At 71.7% G+C, this 17244-nt stretch carries 17 protein-coding genes; 9 read left to right on the forward strand and 8 right to left on the reverse strand.

Annotated elements, in window-relative coordinates; genetic code table 11:
- Positions 1–85: 85 nt before the first annotated feature.
- The 6 genes from ASF39_RS18880 to pdxH form a co-directional block, all read right to left on the reverse strand.
- Positions 86–340, reverse strand: a complete 255-nt coding sequence (locus tag ASF39_RS18880; protein ID WP_055883370.1) for a hypothetical protein — start codon at positions 338–340, stop codon at positions 86–88.
- A 186-nt stretch (positions 341–526) separates the two neighbouring features.
- Complete coding sequence (locus ASF39_RS18885) at positions 527–991, reverse strand: TIGR02301 family protein (RefSeq protein ID WP_056286805.1); 465 nt, start codon at positions 989–991, stop codon at positions 527–529.
- A complete protein-coding gene (locus ASF39_RS18890) occupies positions 988–1440 on the reverse strand; it encodes an NUDIX hydrolase (protein ID WP_082494712.1) in 453 nt (150 codons plus the stop codon). Before ASF39_RS18890 ends, ASF39_RS18885 begins: the two co-directional genes overlap by 4 nt.
- Positions 1441–1445: 5 nt before the next feature.
- Positions 1446–2528, reverse strand: a complete 1083-nt coding sequence (locus ASF39_RS18895) for a hypothetical protein (RefSeq protein ID WP_056286812.1) — start codon at positions 2526–2528, stop codon at positions 1446–1448.
- Positions 2521–3243, reverse strand: a complete 723-nt coding sequence (locus tag ASF39_RS18900; protein ID WP_055883387.1) for an SDR family oxidoreductase — start codon at positions 3241–3243, stop codon at positions 2521–2523. The genes ASF39_RS18895 and ASF39_RS18900 overlap by 8 nt, the downstream gene beginning before the upstream one ends.
- A 161-nt stretch (positions 3244–3404) precedes the next feature.
- Positions 3405–4046, reverse strand: a complete 642-nt coding sequence (gene pdxH, locus ASF39_RS18905) for a pyridoxamine 5'-phosphate oxidase (RefSeq protein ID WP_082494713.1) — start codon at positions 4044–4046, stop codon at positions 3405–3407.
- A 131-nt stretch (positions 4047–4177) separates the two neighbouring features.
- Here pdxH and ASF39_RS18910 point away from each other — a divergent pair, with 131 nt between their 5' ends.
- From ASF39_RS18910 to ASF39_RS18925, 4 genes are all read left to right on the forward strand, one after another.
- Positions 4178–4687 carry an RT0821/Lpp0805 family surface protein gene (locus ASF39_RS18910; protein WP_082494683.1) on the forward strand — a complete coding sequence of 170 codons (510 nt, stop codon included), beginning with the start codon at positions 4178–4180 and terminating at the stop codon, positions 4685–4687.
- Between the two features lie 346 nt (positions 4688–5033).
- Positions 5034–5981 carry a DnaJ C-terminal domain-containing protein gene (locus ASF39_RS18915; RefSeq protein ID WP_056286817.1) on the forward strand — a complete coding sequence of 316 codons (948 nt, stop codon included), beginning with the start codon at positions 5034–5036 and terminating at the stop codon, positions 5979–5981.
- 173 nt (positions 5982–6154) lie between these two features.
- Positions 6155–6997, forward strand: a complete 843-nt coding sequence (fabI, locus tag ASF39_RS18920) for an enoyl-ACP reductase FabI (protein WP_055883400.1) — start codon at positions 6155–6157, stop codon at positions 6995–6997.
- A 105-nt stretch (positions 6998–7102) separates the two neighbouring features.
- Entirely contained in the window at positions 7103–8176 is a 1074-nt protein-coding gene (locus tag ASF39_RS18925) for a hypothetical protein (RefSeq protein WP_056286820.1), read from the forward strand.
- Positions 8177–8201: 25 nt separating this feature from the next.
- Here ASF39_RS18925 and ASF39_RS18930 read toward each other — a convergent pair whose 3' ends face one another.
- The gene (locus ASF39_RS18930; protein ID WP_244472475.1) at positions 8202–9221 is read right to left on the reverse strand and encodes a polyphosphate kinase 2 family protein; all 1020 of its coding nucleotides are present in this window, start codon (positions 9219–9221) and stop codon (positions 8202–8204) included.
- Positions 9222–9342: 121 nt separating this feature from the next.
- Here ASF39_RS18930 and ASF39_RS18935 point away from each other — a divergent pair, with 121 nt between their 5' ends.
- The 4 genes from ASF39_RS18935 to ASF39_RS18950 all read left to right on the forward strand — a co-directional run bounded on the left by ASF39_RS18935 (position 9343) and on the right by ASF39_RS18950 (position 15076).
- Positions 9343–9939 (forward strand): histidine phosphatase family protein, encoded by a 597-nt coding sequence (locus tag ASF39_RS18935; RefSeq protein ID WP_056287184.1) that lies wholly within the window; start codon positions 9343–9345, stop codon positions 9937–9939.
- Positions 9940–10082: 143 nt separating this feature from the next.
- Positions 10083–14138, forward strand: coding sequence for a Pls/PosA family non-ribosomal peptide synthetase (locus tag ASF39_RS18940; RefSeq protein WP_056286823.1), 4056 nt, complete (start codon positions 10083–10085; stop codon positions 14136–14138).
- 213 nt (positions 14139–14351) lie between these two features.
- On the forward strand, positions 14352–14645 hold the full coding sequence (locus ASF39_RS18945; RefSeq protein WP_055883408.1) for a type II toxin-antitoxin system Phd/YefM family antitoxin: 294 nt from the start codon (positions 14352–14354) through the stop codon (positions 14643–14645).
- Positions 14642–15076: a type II toxin-antitoxin system VapC family toxin gene (locus tag ASF39_RS18950; RefSeq protein WP_055883412.1), complete on the forward strand. Its 435-nt coding sequence runs from the start codon at positions 14642–14644 to the stop codon at positions 15074–15076. Before ASF39_RS18945 ends, ASF39_RS18950 begins: the two co-directional genes overlap by 4 nt.
- Before the next feature lie 10 nt (positions 15077–15086).
- On the opposite strand, the gene ASF39_RS18955 is transcribed toward ASF39_RS18950, so the two are convergent.
- Positions 15087–15743 (reverse strand): alpha/beta hydrolase, encoded by a 657-nt coding sequence (locus ASF39_RS18955; protein WP_055883415.1) that lies wholly within the window; start codon positions 15741–15743, stop codon positions 15087–15089.
- Positions 15744–16016: 273 nt separating this feature from the next.
- Here ASF39_RS18955 and ASF39_RS18960 point away from each other — a divergent pair, with 273 nt between their 5' ends.
- Positions 16017–17189 carry a cysteine desulfurase family protein gene (locus ASF39_RS18960; RefSeq protein ID WP_056286826.1) on the forward strand — a complete coding sequence of 391 codons (1173 nt, stop codon included), beginning with the start codon at positions 16017–16019 and terminating at the stop codon, positions 17187–17189.
- The last annotated feature ends 55 nt before the right edge of the window (positions 17190–17244 follow it).

The raw sequence follows: 17244 nt of genomic DNA on the forward strand, positions 1-17244 counted from the left end.
CTGACGCAACTTGATGACGTCATTCAAACGGGATTCAGGTTAAGCAACCGTTCCTGCCGACCCCATTTCCGCCCCGATCGGGTTCTCAGTGCTGCGGGGTCGTGGTGAACCCGCCCGCGCGGATGCGCTCGGGAAACCCTTCGGCGTAGCGGGCGGTCGCCTCCTCACCGTAGGTGGTGACCAGTTCCTGGAAGGCCGCGAACAGGGCGGCCTGGGCCATGCAGTCCCCGTCGAGACCATCGAGGCAGCCTTCCGCGAACGCTTCCGAGACGTAGCCGAGCGCGGCGCGCTTGTCGTCGATGTCGGCCTCGAAGGGGGAAGGGGCGGTTTCGGTCTGCATGGGGTCGCCACATCGTTTCGCGCCGCCTGACGGGTCGGCGGCCGGTGCGGAAACCATAGGCCGGGTCGCGAAGGCCGGGAAGCCAGGAATTGCGAAGGGGTTAACGCCGAGGCTCGAATTGCGCGGATCGTGTTGACGGTACCGCCATGTGGCACGGGCGCCACAGCGCCCGGCCTCGCACTTCGCTCACCCGCCGAACCGTCCGGCCAGGGACTGGGACAGGCGCTCGCCCTCGGTCACGAAGCGGTCGGCGGCCAGGGTCGCCGCCGGCGTGCAGACCCGGTAGGTGAGGGCATAGCCGCGGTAGCCGCGGTTGTAGGCGCCCGCGAGGCGCTCGCGGCGGCCCTGCGTCACGCCCTCGGCCTCCATCAGCGCCGCCATCCGGGTCGGCCATTCGCCGGCGTCGGGCGCCTTGCACAGTCCCCTCAGGAAGGCCAGGGCGCCGATGATTTCGGAGAGCCGCATCAGGTCGCGGTCGTAGGGGGCCGCCGGCGGCTCGGCCGACGGCGGCGGCTCCTTCTCGGCGGGCCTATTGTCGGCGGGCTTGGGCGCCTGGCGGGCCGGCGGGCGCGCCTGGGCGATGACGGGCGCGGGCACCGCCAGGGCGAGGCTCAGGGCCGCCACGCATGCGAGCGCCAGCGGGTTCCTCACCGCGGTTCCGCCCCGCCTGCGGCCCGGCGCGCGAACGCCTCGCCCAGGGTCTCGGCGAGGCCGGGCGTGGTCTCGAGGCCGGCCACCTCGGCCAGGGTGGCCCAGCGGACACCGAGCGCCTCGGGGCCCGGCACCGGCTCGCCGCCGCGCCACAGGGCGGCATGGGGATGGATCACGTAATGGTGGCGCAAGCGCCCGTCGGCCCCGTGCAGGATGATCTCGGTGGGGGTGAGGGGACCCAGGACCTCGGCCTCGACGCCGACCTCCTCGCGCAGTTCGCGCAAGGCGGCCGATGCCAGGGTCTCGCCCGGCTCCACGAGGCCGCCGGGCAGGGTCCAGACCCCGCGCAGGGGTTCGTTGGCCCGGGCGGCCAGCAGCACCCGGCCCTCGCGCAGCACGGCGATGGAGGCTCCCACGAAGGGCCGGGTCGGGAACAGACGTGCGTCCACCTCGCTCACGGGGCGATCACCGCCACGCGCCCGTCGGCGAGCCCGACGAGGAGCGGGGCCTTGGGGCCGCGCCCGAGGGCGGACAGGCCGAACCCGGCCGGCGCCGGCAGGGCGATGCGCGCTCCCTCGCGGAACCCGTCCGTCAGGTCGAGGACGACGACGGCACCGCGGTCGGACGAGGCCAGCGCGAGTTCGGGGCGGCCGTCGCCGTCGGTATCCACCAGGACGGCGAGATCCGCTTGTGCCGCGCCCGCTCCCCGGTCGGTCAGGCCCGGCGCTTCCCCGAGGAGGCGAAAGGCGCCCGCCTCCCAGGCCCAGAGCTGGAGCAGGCCGCGACCGCCCGGCGCCAGCACGGTGGCGACCCGGACGGGGCCGTCGCCCGCGGAGGCGGCCACGGCCGCGATGTCGAGGTCCCCCCCGGCCTGCGGCGGCGTCCGTCCCAGCACCTCCCAGCCAGTGCCGGTCTTGCCCACCGCCGCCAGCACCGCGCCGTCGCCCTGCGCGATGACGCCGAACACGAGGGTGGCCGCGCCGGCCCGCGCCGCGTGCGGACGCGCGGGCGCGAAGGCGCCGCCGGATCCGGCCTCGACCGGATGGGTGGCGATCGGCACGGCCTTGGGCTCGGCGCTCATGGCCACCGGCTGGCGTTCGCGGATCGTCAGGGAGGGCCCGGAGGCGCCGGCGACGAGGTGGGCGCTGACGGGCCCCAGCACCGCCCCCCGCGAGCCGGGCAGAGCGCCCCGCGGCGTCTCGGCCGCGATCAGGCCCTCGATCGCCTCGGCCCCGATCAGGGTCGTCTCGATGCGCCCGTCCCGCAGGCTGAGGGCGGCCCCGCCGCCGTCCCCCCACACCACCGTCACGGGAGCGTCCTCCGGCTCGGCGCCGAGCGTCGCCTTGGGGTCCGAACGTTTGGGACGCGCCAGGGTCAGGAGGCCCGAGGTCGCCACGGAGACCGAGACCGCGCTGCCGGGGCCGCGCATGGCGCGGGCCGCGAACGGCAGGTCGAGGAGGGTGACGGTGGGCTCGGCGAGGGCGCCGGCGGTGGACATCAGGACAGCCAGCAGCGCGAGGGCGCCGCGGTCAGACATGCTGTCCGCCGTTGATGTGCAGTTCGGCGCCGTTCACGTAGGACGAGGCCTCGGTGCACAGGAAGTAGATCGCCTTGGCGACCTCGTCCGGCGTGCCGAGCCGCCGCTGCGGGATGCCGGCCACGATCTTGTCGGTGCCCGGCGACAGGATGGCGGTGTCGATCTCGCCGGGGGAGATCGCGTTGACGCGCACGCCGAGCGGCCCGAAATCGCTGGCGAGCTCGCGGGTCAGGCCGGCCAGGGCCGCCTTCGAGGTGCCGTAGGCCGCCCCCGCGAAGGGGTGGACGCGCGAGCCGGCGATGGAGGTGACGTTGACGATGGAGCCCTTGGCGCGGGTGAGCTCGTCGCACAGGCCCCGCGCCAGCAGGAGCGGCGCGAACACGTTGACCTGGAACACCTTGCGCCAGTCGCCGAACTCGGTGGCGATGGCGCCGAGGCGGTCGCCGTTGGCGCCCTTGGGCGAGATGCCGGCGTTGTTGACGAGGGCGTGCAGGAGGCCGCCCTCGTCGGCCAGGCGCCCGGCGACCTCGGCGATGCCGCGCATGGTGTCCTCGGGGTCGGCCAGATCCACCTGGAGATGGTCCTCGGGACCCATCTCCCACGGGCAGTTCTCGGGGAAGGCATGACGCGAGCAGGTGATGACCCGCCAGCCGGCGGCCGAGAAGCGCTTCACGGTGGCGTGGCCGATGCCCCGGCTCGCCCCCGTGAGCAGCATGACGCGCCGACGTTCGTTGACGGATGTGGCCAAGGCCGTTCCTCATGGGATCGCGGGCGGCCGCTCCCGTCCCGGTTCGCCGCCGCGCCGCACAGGTCTAAGCCGCGGGGCGCGGGAAATCCAGGGTCGATCCCGCGCCGCAGCACGGCGGCGGGCGCTCCTCACGGATAGAGGCGCGCGCGCTCCCAGCCGTCGCCGGCGCGGGTGAAGCGCACCCGGTCGTGGAGGCGGAACGGGCCGTTCTCCCAGAACTCGATCGCCACCGGCGCGATGCGGAAACCCGTCCAGTTCGCCGGCCGGGGGATCGGTCCTTCGCCGAAGCGGGCGGACAGGGCCTCGACCTCGGCCTCCAGGGTGGCGCGGTCGGGCAGGGGCCGCGACTGCCGGCTGGCGTGGGCGCCGATGCGGCTGACCCGGGCGCGGCTGGCGAAATAGGCGTCGGCCTCCTCGGCCGAGACCGGGCCGACCGGGCCGCGGGCCCGGACCTGCCGGCGCAGGCTCTTCCAGTGCAGCACGATGGCGGCCTGCGGGTTCTCGCCCAGTTCGCCGCCCTTGGCGGACTCGACGTTCGTGTAGAACACGAAGCCGCGAGGATCGACGCCCTTCAGGAGCACCATGCGCACGTCGGGCAGGCCGTCCGTGCCGGCGGTGGCGAGCGCCATGGCGTTGGCATCCTCCGGCTCGGAGCGCTCGGCCTGGCTCATCCATTGCGAGAACAGCGCCCAGGGGTCGTCGCGCAGGGTGAAATCCTCCGCGTCCGACTCACCGAACGTTAACCCATCCGGGCTGTAGTCGTGGCTCATCGTGTTCATCTCGCAAGGGCAGGGCATCGACCGAGCGGGCGCGGGGCCCGGACGATCGATGCCACGACGACGAATGTGGGGACCAGGCTCGCGGCAGGCGCCGGCGTCCGGTGTCGTTGAGATCAGGTGTGATGCGTGTGCGTAACGATCGGTCCAAGTTCCATAGCCCGAACCCGTCCCCCGATCCACGCCGGAGGCCCTGGCGTCTCGTCGCGAGCGTGGGGATCGGCCTGTCGGTGCTGCCGCTGGTGGGCTGCGGCCTGCCGCTGATCACCTTCCAGACCGAGGAGCCGGCCACGGTCGCCGATCCGGTCAGCACGGGCAGCATCGACAAGCAGCCCAGGAGCTTCGGCGGCGATCTCGGCACCGAGGACTGGCGCCGGGCCCACGCGGCGCTCACCGTCGCCCTCGATCCCCAGGGCAACGGTCGCCCGGTGAAATGGGACAACCCGGAGACGCGGCTGCGCGGGGCGGTGAACCCGACCGGGCTTCCCTATGTCGCGGGCGACTTCGTCTGCCGCGACTTCCTCGCCTCGGTGATCGCGCCGCAGAAGAGCCGCTTCGTGCGCGGCACCGGTTGCAAGCTGTCGGGCGGCGAGTGGGAGCTGCGGCGCCTGCGGGCCGCCAAGGCCGGCGCCTGAGGCGCAGGCCCCTCGATCCGGCAAGACCGGCGCCTGAGGCGCAGGCCCCTCGATCCGGCACGGCCGGCGCCTGAGGCGCAGGCTCCTCGATCCGGCACGGCCGGCGCGCAGGCCCCTTGATCCGGCAAGACCGGCGCCTGAGGCGCGGGGCCGGGTTTTACCGGCCCGGTTGACGCCCGCGCCGCGACGGGTGAATTCTGGCGTCGGGACCGTTGCATGGAAGCAACACGCTTCCCACCTCCCGGCTGAGGTCCGTGGTACGGACTTCCCCGGGAGTTGGACGGGCAGCCCCTCTCTCGACGCGGTCGGCCCGTCTTCCAACGGCACAGAGATTCAAGAAGCGACGATGCGCAATCCCTATGACGTGCTGGGTGTGCCCAAGGGCGCCAGCGAAGCCGACATCAAGAAGGCCTATCGCCGGCTCGCCAAGACCTATCACCCCGACCGCAACGCCGGCGACGCCAAGGCCAAGGACCGGTTCTCGGAGGCGAATTCCGCCTACGAGATCCTGGGCGACGCGGCCAAGCGCGCCCAGTTCGACCGCGGCGAGATCGACGCCGACGGCAAGCCCCGTGCCACCGGCTTCGAGGGGTTCGGCGGCTTCGGCGGCGGCCAGGGCGCGCGCCCCGGCGGGTTCGACTTCGAGAGCGCCGCCCGCTCGCGCGGCGGTGGCGGTGGCGGGATCGGCGAAGACATCTTCTCGCACCTGTTCGGCGAGGCGTTCCGCACCGGCGGCGGGCCGGGCCCCGGTGCGGCGCGCGGGGGCGCCCAGCGTGGCGAGGACGTGGCCGCCGAGCTCAGCGTCACCCTGGAGCAGGTCGCCAGCGAGGAGAAGCTGCGCCTGGGCCTGCCGGGTGGGCGCGAGGTCGACGTGATGGTGCCCAAGGGCGTCAGCGACGGCCAGGTGATCCGCCTGCGCGGGCTCGGCCAGCCCGGCGGCCCGCGCGCGGAGCCCGGGGACGCGCTCCTCACCATCCGCATCCTGCCGCACGCCGCCTTCCGGATGGAGGGGGCGGACCTGCGCACCACCGTCGAGGTGCCGCTCGAGGACGCGATCCTCGGCGGGGCGATCCGGGTGCCGACCCTGACCGGGGCGGTGGAGATGAAGATGCCCGCGATGACGAGTTCGGGCCGGACCTTCCGCCTCAAGGGCAAGGGTCTGCCCAGGAAGGACGGCAGCCGCGGCGACCTCCTGGCCACCACCGCCGTCGCCCTGCCCGCCGCCGAGGACGCGGCCCTGACCGACTACGCCCGCGCCCGTCGCCAGGCCCGGGCCGACGCCGGACAGGCGTGAGCGCGCGGGGCGACCGGGTTCGCCCGATTGCCGGTTCACCGCGACGGGCGGACTTCCGTCGCCCGCGGGCGTCCGCTAAGGATGCCTCTCGCGCAAGGGCCGTCCGGTCCTCCGGGGGGCCCACCAGCGGGAGGTCCGCCCGGATGCGCCGCGGCCCCTCGATCAGGTGATTCATGGCGGATACGAACCCGGTTCACGATCACGTCGGCGGACTCCTGGCCGGCAAACGCGGCCTGGTGCTCGGTGTCGCCAACATCCGTTCGATCGCCTGGGGTATCGCCAAGAGCGCGCACGCGCACGGCGCCAAGCTCGCCTTCACCTACCAGGGCGACGCCCTCAAGAAGCGGGTCGAGCCCCTGGCGCGCGAGCTCGACGCCCATGTGGTCGGCCATTGCGACGTCACCGACCCGGCCTCCATCGACGCGGTGTTCGCCGCCGCCGCCGAGGTGTTCCCCGAGGGGATCGACTTCGTCGTCCACTGCATCGCCTTCTCCGACAAGGACGAGCTCACCGGGCGCTACGTCGAGACCTCGGAGGGCAACTTCACGAAGTCGCTCCTCATCTCCTGCTACTCGTTCACGGCCATCGCCCAGCGCGCCGAGAAGCTGATGCCCAACGGCGGCTCGCTGCTGACGCTGACCTACTACGGCGCCGAGAAATGGATGCCGCACTACAACGTGATGGGCGTGGCCAAGGCGGCGCTGGAGGCCTCGGTGCGCTACCTCGCCGCCGACCTCGGTCCCTCGAAGATCCGCGTCAACGCGATCTCGGCCGGGCCGATCAAGACGCTGGCCGCCTCGGGCATCGGCGACTTCCGCTACATCCTCAAGTGGAACGAGTACAACGCCCCCCTGCGCCGCACCGTGACCATCGACGAGGTCGGCGAGACCGCGAGCTACCTCATCTCCGACATGTCCCGCGGCATGACCGGCGAGATCCTGCACGTCGACGCCGGGTATCACGTGGTGGGGATGAAGAACCCGGACGCGCCGGACCTGTCGCTCGACAAGGATTGAGCGAGGACGGTCTTCGCCGATCGTTGGCGAGGGAAGTGCGGTTTCGCGCGTTCGTCCGAGGGCCGGCGGCGTAAGCCGGAGGTCCGACAGCCGCGGAACTCCGACATGAGCGCCATCCCATCGCGTTTCGAGGCGGCGGCCGAGGCCGGGATCATCACCCCCGACCAGGCCGAGACGCTCGCTGCCTTCTACGCGTCGCAGGCCGTTCCGGCGTTCGCGCTCGCCGCTTCGGCCGGGGCTGCGCGGGCGGTCTTCGATCTCGCCCACGTGCTCTGGTATGCCGGGGCGCTGGTCGTCATGGCGGCGATGGGCTTGTTCTCGACCCTCGCCTTCGGCCTCATGGGCGGCCCGGCCCTCACCGCGACCGCGCTCGTCTACGCCGCCGCCTTCGTGGCCGCCGGCCGCCATCTCTGGCATGTCCGCAAACTGCAGATCCCCGGCGGCCTCCTCATCACCTGTGCCGTCGCGATGACGCCGCTCGCGGTCTACGGCATCCAGGAGAGCGGGGGATGGGGGACGGCCGACAGGCCGGGGAACTACCGGGATTTCTTCCTCTGGATCAAGGCGGGCTGGCTCCCGATGGAGATCGCGACCCTCGCCGCCACCGCCCTCGCCTTGCGCTTCCACCGCTTCGGCTTTCTCGCGATGGTCGCGGCGGTGACGCTTTGGTTCGTCTCGATGGACATCGCGGTCTGGATCGCGAACTCGCAAAGCGACTGGGAGACACGCCGCGCGATCTCCCTGTGGTTCGGGCTCGGCCTGATCGTCTTCGCCTGGACGGTCGACCTGCGCCAGAGCCGCGCCGACTACGCGTTCTGGCTGCACCTCGCCGGAATCGCGACGTTCTGGGGAGCGCTCACGGCGCAGGGTTCGTCGAGCGAGGTCGCAAGAGCGTTCTATGCTCTCCTCAACGCCGGCCTCGTCGCGGTCTCGATCTTTCTCTCGCGGCGGGTCTACGCCCTCTTCGGCGCGATCGGACTCGCCATCTATCTCGGTCACCTCTCCCATCGGGTCTTCGCGGATTCGCTGTTGTTTCCCTTCGGCCTGTCCCTGATCGGGCTCGCGATGATCGGTGCCGGCCTCCTCTACCAGCGCCACAGCGCCCGGATCGGACATGCGATCGACCGGATGCTGCCGGCCCGCCTCGTGCGGCTGAAGCCGCGTCACGCGATCGGATAGCCGCACGTCCATCTGGGTGCGTCCTTCAATCCGGCACCGTCAGCCCCGCGATACCCTCCTGCGCGTCGGGATAATGCGGGTCCATCGCCTCGAGGGTGTCGGCGATGGTGCGGGCGATGACGAGGTTGCGGAACCACTTGCGGTTGGCCGGCACCACCCGCCACGGCGCGTAGGGCGTCGAGCACAGGCCGAGGGCGTCGCCGAAGGCGGTCTGGTAGGCGTCCCAGGAGCGGCGTTCCACGAGGTCGGCGGCGTCGAACTTCCAGTGCTTCTCGGGGTCGGCGATACGGGCCTCCAGGCGCTCCTTCTGCTCGTCCTTGGAGATGTGCAGGAAGAACTTGAGCACCGTGGTGCCCGACAGGGTCAGCATCTGCTCGAAGGCGTTGATGAGCCCGTAGCGCGGGCGCCAGACCGCCTCCGGCTCGAGATCCTTCACCCGCACCACCAGCACGTCCTCGTAATGGCTGCGGTTGAACACGCCGATCATGCCGCGGCCGGGGGCCTTGTGGTGGTAGCGCCACAGGAAGTCGTGGTCGCGCTCCTCCGAGCTCGGCACCTTGAACGACCACACCCGGCACCCCTGTGGGTTCACGCCTTCGAACACCGAGCGGATCGTCCCGTCCTTGCCGCCGGTGTCGATGGCCTGGAACACCACGAGCAAGCTCTGCCGGCGCTCGGCGTAGAGCCGCTCCTGCAGGGTGCGGATGCGCTCGCGCTCGGCGCCGAGCGCCGCCTTGGCCTCGGCCTTGTCGAGGCCGCCGTCGGCATCGGGGTCGACCGTGGCGAGGTCGAAACGCCGGCCGGGCCAGGCGAGGACGCTGCCGGGCACCGCGGGCACCACCGCCGGCGCCGGGATCGCGTCCGGCGCCAGGGCGGCCTCGCGCGCCATCGCCCGCGCCCATTCCGCGGAGGAGGGCGGCTTGCCGCCCGGCCTGCCGTGTTTGTGCGATGCATCACCCTGTCGCGGCATGGGGTCGGCTTTCACGTTGATGAGGCCGGTTTGGCGCTTGCCGCACCGGCCCGACATCATGAGACTCGCGCTCACCCCCATCACCGCGTCGGTGGCGAGAATCGAAGAGGGACGCGAGGGTGACAACGACCGACAGGCTTGGCCGTTCCGGAATCGCGCCCGGCCGTTCCGGCGTTCGGGACGGGCGACCGGCGCCGTGAGCGTGCGCCCGACGATCTATTTCGTCCGCCACGGCCAGACCGACTGGAACGCGGAAGGGCGGCTGCAGGGCCAGCGCGACATCGCCTTGAACGCGGAAGGGCTGCGCCAGGCCGCCGAGGCCGCCGCCCGCCTCCGCGGCGTCGCCGGCGACGCCCTCGACGGGGCGGACTACGTGGCGAGCCCGCTCGCGCGCACCCGCCGGACGATGGAGGCCCTGCGCGGCCACCTCGCCCTCGACCCCGCCGCCTACCGCACCGACGACCGCCTCAAGGAGATCAGCTTCGGCGCCTGGGAAGGCTCGACCTGGTCGGAGATCCGGCGCTGGGACCGCGCCAGGGCGCTGGCGCGCGACCGCGACCGCTGGGGCTACCGGCCGCCGGGGGAGGGGGCCGAGAGCTACGCCATGCTCGCCGAGCGTGTCGCCCCCGCCCTGGCGGCACTGGACCGCACCACGGTGATGGTGGCCCACGGCGGCATCGCGCGGGCCGTGCTGGTGAGCCTCGGCTATCTCGGCATCGGGCAGGCGCCGCGCATCGGTATCCGCCAGGGCGGCGTGCTGGTGCTCGATCGCACCGGCTGGCGCTGGGCCTGAATCCCGCCTCACCTTTGGTTCTGGAGCGACGTGCAAACGTGCTAGACGCGCGGCGCCGGGGGTCGTGGCGCCCTTGACGGGGCACGGCCCGGACGACCAGTGGACGCCGCCGGACATCCGGTGGTTGTCGAGCGGAGCAGCGGATGAGCGACCTCGCCGAGACGAGCCGGACGGTATCGGCGCCCATCACCGGCCGTGCCGTCCTGCACGGCGAGGCCCGCCCCGACCTGATCCGCGACGAGGTCCTGGCCGAGATCTTCCTCGCCAGCGCGCGGGCGCGGCCGGGCCATCCGGCCCTCGTCGACGGTGCGCGGCACGGGGCGGACGGCCGCCATCCGAACCTTTCCTATGCCGAGGTCGCCGCGCAGGCGGGCGCCATCGCCAGGGGGCTCTCCCATTGCGGCATCGGCCCCGGCGACGTGGTCGGCCTGTGGATGGCCCGCGGGCCGGAGCTGCTGGTGGCGCAGATCGGCATCACCCTGTCGGGTGCGGCCTGGCTGCCCTTCGACGCCGAGGCCCCCGCCGACCGCGTCGGGATCTGCCTGGCCGACGCCGCGGCCAAGGCCCTGCTGGTCTCGGACGCCCTCGCCGGACAGGCCCCGGACGCCGCCCCGGCCCTGACCGTGGCGGCACTTCTGGCCGCCACCCCGGCGGACGCGCCCCCCGCCGATGCCAGGGCCGCCGGCCTGACCTCGGGACACCCGGCCTACCTCATCTACACCTCGGGCTCGACCGGCGTGCCCAAGGGCATCGTCATCAGCCACGCCAACATCTGCCACTTCCTGCGCTCGGGAAACGCGCTCTACGGCATCGGCCCGGACGACGTGGTGTTCCAGGGCGCCTCGGTGGCCTTCGACCTCTCGATGGAGGAGATCTGGGTCCCCTATCTCGTGGGCGCGACCCTGTTCGTGGCCTCGCCCGCGATGATGGGCGACGTCGAGGCGCTGCCGGGGCTGATCGCGCGCGGCGGCGTCACAGTCCTCGACACCGTGCCGACCCTGCTCGCGATGCTCTCGCACGATTTGCCCACGGTGCGCCTGATCCTGCTGGGCGGCGAGGCCCTGCCGGAACCCCTGATCGCGCGCTGGGCGACGGGGTCGCGAAAACTGTTCAACACCTACGGGCCGACCGAGGCGACGGTGGTGGCCACGGCCGCGGAGATGCGGCCGGGCGAGCCCGTCACCATCGGCGGCCCGATCCCGAACTATTCGGTCTACGTCGTGGGCGAGGCCCTGGACCTCCTGGGGCACGGCCAGCAGGGCGAACTGCTGATCGGCGGCCCCGGCGTCGCGGAGGGCTACCTCCAGCGGCCCGAGCTGACGGCGGAGAAGTTCATCGCCAATCCGTTTTCCGAGGGCGGCATCGATCCGGTCCTCTACCGCTCGGGGGACGCCGTCTCCCTCGACGGCGCCGGCCGCATCGTCTTCCACGGCCGCATCGACGACCAGGTCAAGATTCGCGGCTTCCGGGTGGAGCTCGGCGAGATCGAATCGCGCATCCAGGCGCAGGCCGGCATCAACCAGGCGGCGGTGGTGCTGCGCGCCGACGACGGCATCGACCGACTGGTGGCCTTCCTGGTGCCCGAGCGCGGCGGCGTCATCGATACCGGGCAGCTGCGCCGGACGCTCTTAGAGCAGATGCCGCCCTACATGGTGCCCGGGCACGTGGAGGTGGTGGAGGTGCTGCCGCGCCTGACCTCCGGCAAGGTCGACCGCAAGGCCCTGCGGGCAGCGACCCTGACCGTCGCCGACGTCTCGGGCGAGCAGGAGCCGCCCGCCAACGAGACCGAGGCCGCCCTGCTGGCGGCCGCGACCCAGGTCTTCGGCAACCAGGCGATCCCGTTCGAGGCGGATTTCTTCACGGACCTCGGCGGCCATTCGCTGCTGGCCGCCCGCTTCGTGGGCGCCGTGCGCGAGGCGCCGGCTCTGGCCGCGATCACCCTGCAGGACGTCTATGCCCGGCGTACCCTGCGGGCGATCGCCGACGCGCTGATCGTCCGCACCGGCGGGGCCGGTACGCAGATGGCGGCGCGCGACCTGTCCTTCGCGCCGCCGCCCCTCCTGCGGCGCGCCCTGTGCGGGCTGGCCCAGGCCGCGGCGCTGCCCTTCGTCATCGCGCTCGCCACCGCGCAATGGCTCGGCATCTTCGTCACCTACCTGCTGCTCACCGGCGGCGGCATGGGATTCTTCGGCGAACTCGCCGTGATGCTGCTGGTGTACGTCGGCATCAACGCGGTCACCGCCTGCATCGCCGTGGCGGCCAAATGGCTGATCCTCGGGCGCACAAAGCCGGGGCGCTATCCGCTCTGGGGCGTCTACTACTACCGCTGGTGGCTGACTCAGCGCCTGGTGCCGCTGGTCCACATCAAGTGGCTGCAGGGCTCGCCGGCCATCGTCCTGTTCCTGCGCCTGCTCGGCGCCAGGATCGGCCGGGACGCGCTGATCTCCGACATCGAGGTCGGTGCGCCCGATCTCCTCAGCATCGGCGCCGGGGCGTCGCTCGGCGGGCGCCTCGTCGTCGCCAACGCCGAGGTGGTGGGCGACGAACTCGTCATCGGCACCGTCAGCATCGGCCGCGACGTCGCCATCGGCACCTCCTGCGTCATCGGCCCCGGCACGGTGATCGGCGACCACGCCGAGATCGCCGACCTCACCACGGTCCCCACCGGCACGGTGGTCGGGCCGGCCGAGATCTGGGACGGATCGCCCGGCGCCAAGGTCGGCATGGCCGACCCTTCCGCCCTGCCCGAGGCGGCGCCGGCCTCGGCCCGGCGCCGAGCCGGCTTCGCGCTGGTCTACGCCTTCCTCCTCGCGGCGATCCCGGCCGTGGGCCTGCTGCCGATCTTCCCGGCCTTCTACATCTTCGACCAGATGAGCGATTCCCTCGGCACGCTCACCGACATCGACTACCACTGGTACCTGCCCCTGCTGACCTGGCCCACCGCCATGCTGATGACGGCGGGCACGGTGCTCCTGATCGCGGGCATCCGCTGGGTGGTGCTGCCGCGGGTCTCGTCGGGCACCCACTCGATCCACAGCGGCTTCTACCTGCGCAAGTGGCTGGTGGCGCTGGCCGCCGAGGTGACGCTGGAGACCCTCTCCTCGCTCTTCGCCACCGTCTACATGCGGACCTGGTACCGGCTGATGGGCGCCCGGATGGGGCAGGGGGCGGAGATCTCCACCAATCTGGCCGGCCGCTACGACCTCGCCGACATCGGCGCGCGCAACTTCATCGCCGACGAGGTGGTGTTCGGCGAGGAGGAGATCCGCCGCGGCTGGATGCACCTGCACGAGGTGAGCACCGGGGCGCGCGTCTTCGTGGGCAACGACGCGGTGGTGCCGCCGGGGGCGATCATCCCCGACGACGTGCTGATCGGCATCAAGTCCAAGCCCCCGGCCAACGCCATGATGGCGCCGGGCGACACCTGGTTCGGCTCGCCACCGATCAAGCTGCCCTCGCGCCAGCGGGTCGACCTCGGCTCGCTCGCCCAAACCTACGAGCCGGGGTGGGGCCCCAAGCTGCGCCGCGGCGCCTTCGAGGCGCTCTCGACCTCGTTCTCGCCGATGCTGTTCATCACCCTGGCGATCTCGGCGATCGACTTCTACTTCTACCCGGCGATCCTGGCGCAGGACTGGACCGGGCTCGCCGTCAGCTTCGTCGCGGTCAGCGTCGCCATCGCCTTCATCCAGTCCTTCACCGTCATCGCGGTGAAATGGCTGCTCATGGGCGTCTACAAGCCCGGCATGCAGCCGATGTGGTCGTGGTGGGCGATGCGCACCGAGGCCGTGGCGGTGCTCTACTGGGGGCTGGCCGGCAAGGTGCTGCTCGAACACCTCCAGGGCACCCCGTTCCTGCCGTGGATGCTGCGGCTGCTCGGCGTGAAGGTGGGCAAGGGCGTGTGCATGCTCACCACCGACATCACCGAGTTCGACTGCGTCACCATCGGCGACTACTGCACGATCAACCGTACCTCGGCGCTCCAGACCCACCTCTACGAGGACCGGATCATGAAGGTCGGCCGGGTGGTGGTCGGCACGGGCGTCTCGGTCGGCGCCTTCTCGACGGTCCTCTACGACACCAAGGTCGGCGACTACGCACGCCTGCGCCCGCTCACCATCGTCATGAAGGGCGAGTCGATCCCCGCGCATTCGGAATGGGAGGGCGCGCCGGCGGTGCCGGTGGTGCACGGGGCGGCATGAGAGACGGACCAGCCGCGGACGGGTGGCCTCACCATCGGCGGAACCAGATCCGTGCCGTCACATGATGACGGTCGATACAGGCACAGGGGCGAAAGACGGTTTTGGAGCGACTGGCAAGCGGGTACAGCGCGCAGTCCTGCGACGGGGAGAGAGGTGATCGGACCCCAGGGCGTCGTGTTGGCCGATCATCCGGGCCGTGATAATCTGGTCGTTATGACCAGATCGCTCGGCTCCTTCGATTCAGTACGCCAGTCCGGGCGCTGGCCGCTACAGGATGCCAAGGCCCGGTTCAGCGAACTCGTGCGCCGCGTTCGCAGTGAAGGTCCACAACACGTCACGGTGCATGGACGTGACGAGGTCGTGGTCATCTCCGTCGAAGAGTTTCACAGCTTGAAGGGGGATCGCACCGGCGAGGCGCTCGTCGCCGCGATGCAGGCCTCACCACACTGCGAGGTCGATATCGAGCCGGACCGGACCGTCATGCCCGTACGCGACGTGGTCCTGTGACAGGCTGGTTGCTCGATACGAACGTCCTATCGGAGTTGAGACGCCCGAGGCCCGAAGCGAAGGTGATCGCCTTCGTCGCCGGAGAACCCCTCCACCGGCTCTACGTCAGCACGGCAACGCTCGCCGAGATCCGCTTCGGCATCGAGCGCGTCGCCGACATCGGGCGCCGGACCGAGCTGAACGACTGGCTCGCGTTGAAGGTCCGGCCCCTTTTCGAGGGACGGGTTCTCGGGATCACCGAGGACGTGATGTTCCGGTGGCGGCTTCTGGTCGAGGAAGGCCGGAAGACCGGCCATACCTTCTCTCAGCCCGACCTGATCATTGCGGCGACGGCCATCCATCACGGGCTCACGCTCGTCACCCGCGACACGGGTGACTACGCGCGGACGGGCGCCGTCCTGCTCAACCCCTGGCGCGACACACCGGCCTGACCGCCGTCGTTCACCCCACCTGATCCTTCGGACCCAGCCGCTTGTCGAGGTAGGTGTCCACCGTCTGGGTCAACTCGTCGACCTTGCCATCGAAGAAATGGTTGGCGCCCTCCACCATCTGGTGCTCGATGATGACGCCCTTCTGGGTCTTCACCTTCTCGATCACCGGCATCACCTCGCGGGCCGGGGCGACCCGGTCCTCGGAGCCGTGGACGAACAGGCCCGAGGAGGGGCAAGGCGCCAGGAAGGTGAAGTCGTAGCGGTTGGCCATGGCCGCGATCGAGATGAAGCCCTCGATCTCGGGCCGGCGCATCAGGAGTTGCATCCCGATCCACGAGCCGAAGGAGACGCCGGCGATCCAGCAGGCCCGCGCCTCGGGGTTGACCGCCTGCACCCAGTCGAGGGCGGAGGCCGCGTCCGACAACTCGCCGGTGCCGTGGTCGAAATTGCCCTGGCTGCGGCCGACACCGCGGAAATTGAAGCGCAGGGCCGCGAAGCCCCGGTTCGCGAACGTGTAGAACAGGTTGTACACGATCTGGTTGTTCATCGTGCCGCCGAACTGCGGGTGCGGATGCAGCACGATGGCGATGGGGGCGCCCTTCCTCTTGGGGGCCTGGTAGCGTCCTTCGAGACGTCCGGCCGGGCCGGTGAAGATGACTTCGGGCATGGCTCTTCTCACAACTCCTGTCGCCGCCGCCGGGGAACGACGCCGTAGCCCGGACGCGAGGCGCGGCGGCGCCCCGCCTTGACTCGCGGGGCGACGTTCCTAAAAGCACGCTTAGAATAATTCCAGACGATTGGAATCGTTCTAGACTGGACAGGCCCCGTCCGTGGGGCCGTTCGGTCGCCGATGTCCGCAGAAACGGACCGTCGGTGGTGTCCCGCGGGCCTTAGCATGGTCGCGGGGGTCGAAAGCAAGGATTTGTCGGTTCGGACCGCGATGCAGGCTTCCCGTCTTCCCCGGGCCTATCTCGACCACAACGCGACCTCGCCGGTTCACCCGGAGGTCGCGGCAGCGGTGGCGCGCGCCCTGGCGATGCCCGGGAACCCGTCCTCGATCCATGCGGAGGGCCGCGCCGCCCGCGCCGCCCTGGAGGAGGCCCGCGCCGCGGTGGCGGCCCTGGTCGGGGCGGCCGCCAAGCGGGTGGTGTTCACGAGCGGCGGGACCGAGGCGGCCAACGCGGTCCTGTCCGGCGCCCTCGTGCGCCGGGACGGGATCGCCCCGACCCGGCTCCTAATCGGCGCCACCGAGCACCCCTGCGTCCTGCACGGCCACCGCTTCGCGCCCGCCCGGGTCGGGGTGATTCCCGTGGACGCCGCCGGTCTCATCCGCCTCGACGCGCTGGAAGCGGCGCTCGCGGAGTGGTGCGGCGAGGACGTGCTCGTCTCCGTCCAGGCCGCCAACAACGAGACCGGGGTGATCCAGCCCCTCGACGCGGTGATTGCGCTCGCCCGCGCCCACGGGCGCGCCCTCGTCCACAGCGACGCGGTCCAGGCGGTGGGCAAGATCCCGGTCGATACGGCGGGTCTCGATGCGCTGACGCTGTCGGGCCACAAGTTCGCGGCCCCCAAGGGGGTCGGGGCGATCGTGCTCGGGGACGGCGTCGGCCTCGACGGCCCGTTCCTGCGCGGCGGCGGTCAGGAAGGGCGCCTGCGCGCGGGCACCGAGAACCTGCCGGGGATCGTCGGCCTCGGCGTGGCGGCCCGGCTCGCGGGCGAACGGCTGGCGGCGAACGCGGACGTCGTGCCGGCTTGGCGCGACCGGATCGAGGCGGGCCTGTACGCCCTGGCGCCGGACCTCGTGGTGTTCGGCCAGGGCGCGCCACGCCTGCCCAACACGCTTCAGTTCGCCGTGCCGGGTCTCACGGCGGAGTCCGCGATCATCGCCCTCGATCTCGCCGGGCTCGCGGTCTCGTCGGGCTCGGCCTGCGCATCGGGCAAGGTCGCACGCTCCCACGTGCTCGCGGCGATGGGCGTCGGCCCTGCGCTGGCCGCGGGGGCGCTGCGCGTCAGTCTCGGGTGGAACAGCGTGGAAAGCGACGTCACGCGCGCCCTTGTCACCTTAGAACGGCTCATCGCCGCCCTATATCACCGGCAGGGTCGCGCGGCATGATCGCCGCCGTCCACGCCATCCGTTTGCAAACCCCCGGCCCTTGAAGCCGGGGCGG

This window comes from Methylobacterium sp. Leaf108 (genome assembly GCF_001423265.1).
Lineage (GTDB): Bacteria > Pseudomonadota > Alphaproteobacteria > Rhizobiales > Beijerinckiaceae > Methylobacterium.

What these genes read in the sequence shown, in the direction of transcription:
- ASF39_RS18880 (WP_055883370.1), bottom strand. Translation starts at nt 340, where the DNA reads ATGCAGACCGAAACCGCCCCTTCCCCCTTCGAGGCCGACATCGACGAC.
- ASF39_RS18895 (WP_056286812.1), bottom strand. Translation starts at nt 2,528, where the DNA reads ATGTCTGACCGCGGCGCCCTCGCGCTGCTGGCTGTCCTGATGTCCACC.
- ASF39_RS18900 (WP_055883387.1), bottom strand. Translation starts at nt 3,243, where the DNA reads ATGCTGCTCACGGGGGCGAGCCGGGGCATCGGCCACGCCACCGTGAAG.
- pdxH (WP_082494713.1), bottom strand. Translation starts at nt 4,046, where the DNA reads ATGAGCCACGACTACAGCCCGGATGGGTTAACGTTCGGTGAGTCGGAC.
- ASF39_RS18910 (WP_082494683.1), top strand. Translation starts at nt 4,178, where the DNA reads ATGCGTGTGCGTAACGATCGGTCCAAGTTCCATAGCCCGAACCCGTCC.
- ASF39_RS18915 (WP_056286817.1), top strand. Translation starts at nt 5,034, where the DNA reads ATGCGCAATCCCTATGACGTGCTGGGTGTGCCCAAGGGCGCCAGCGAA.
- fabI (WP_055883400.1), top strand. Translation starts at nt 6,155, where the DNA reads ATGGCGGATACGAACCCGGTTCACGATCACGTCGGCGGACTCCTGGCC.
- ASF39_RS18925 (WP_056286820.1), top strand. Translation starts at nt 7,103, where the DNA reads ATGAGCGCCATCCCATCGCGTTTCGAGGCGGCGGCCGAGGCCGGGATC.
- ASF39_RS18940 (WP_056286823.1), top strand. Translation starts at nt 10,083, where the DNA reads ATGAGCGACCTCGCCGAGACGAGCCGGACGGTATCGGCGCCCATCACC.
- ASF39_RS18945 (WP_055883408.1), top strand. Translation starts at nt 14,352, where the DNA reads ATGACCAGATCGCTCGGCTCCTTCGATTCAGTACGCCAGTCCGGGCGC.
- ASF39_RS18955 (WP_055883415.1), bottom strand. Translation starts at nt 15,743, where the DNA reads ATGCCCGAAGTCATCTTCACCGGCCCGGCCGGACGTCTCGAAGGACGC.
- ASF39_RS18960 (WP_056286826.1), top strand. Translation starts at nt 16,017, where the DNA reads ATGCAGGCTTCCCGTCTTCCCCGGGCCTATCTCGACCACAACGCGACC.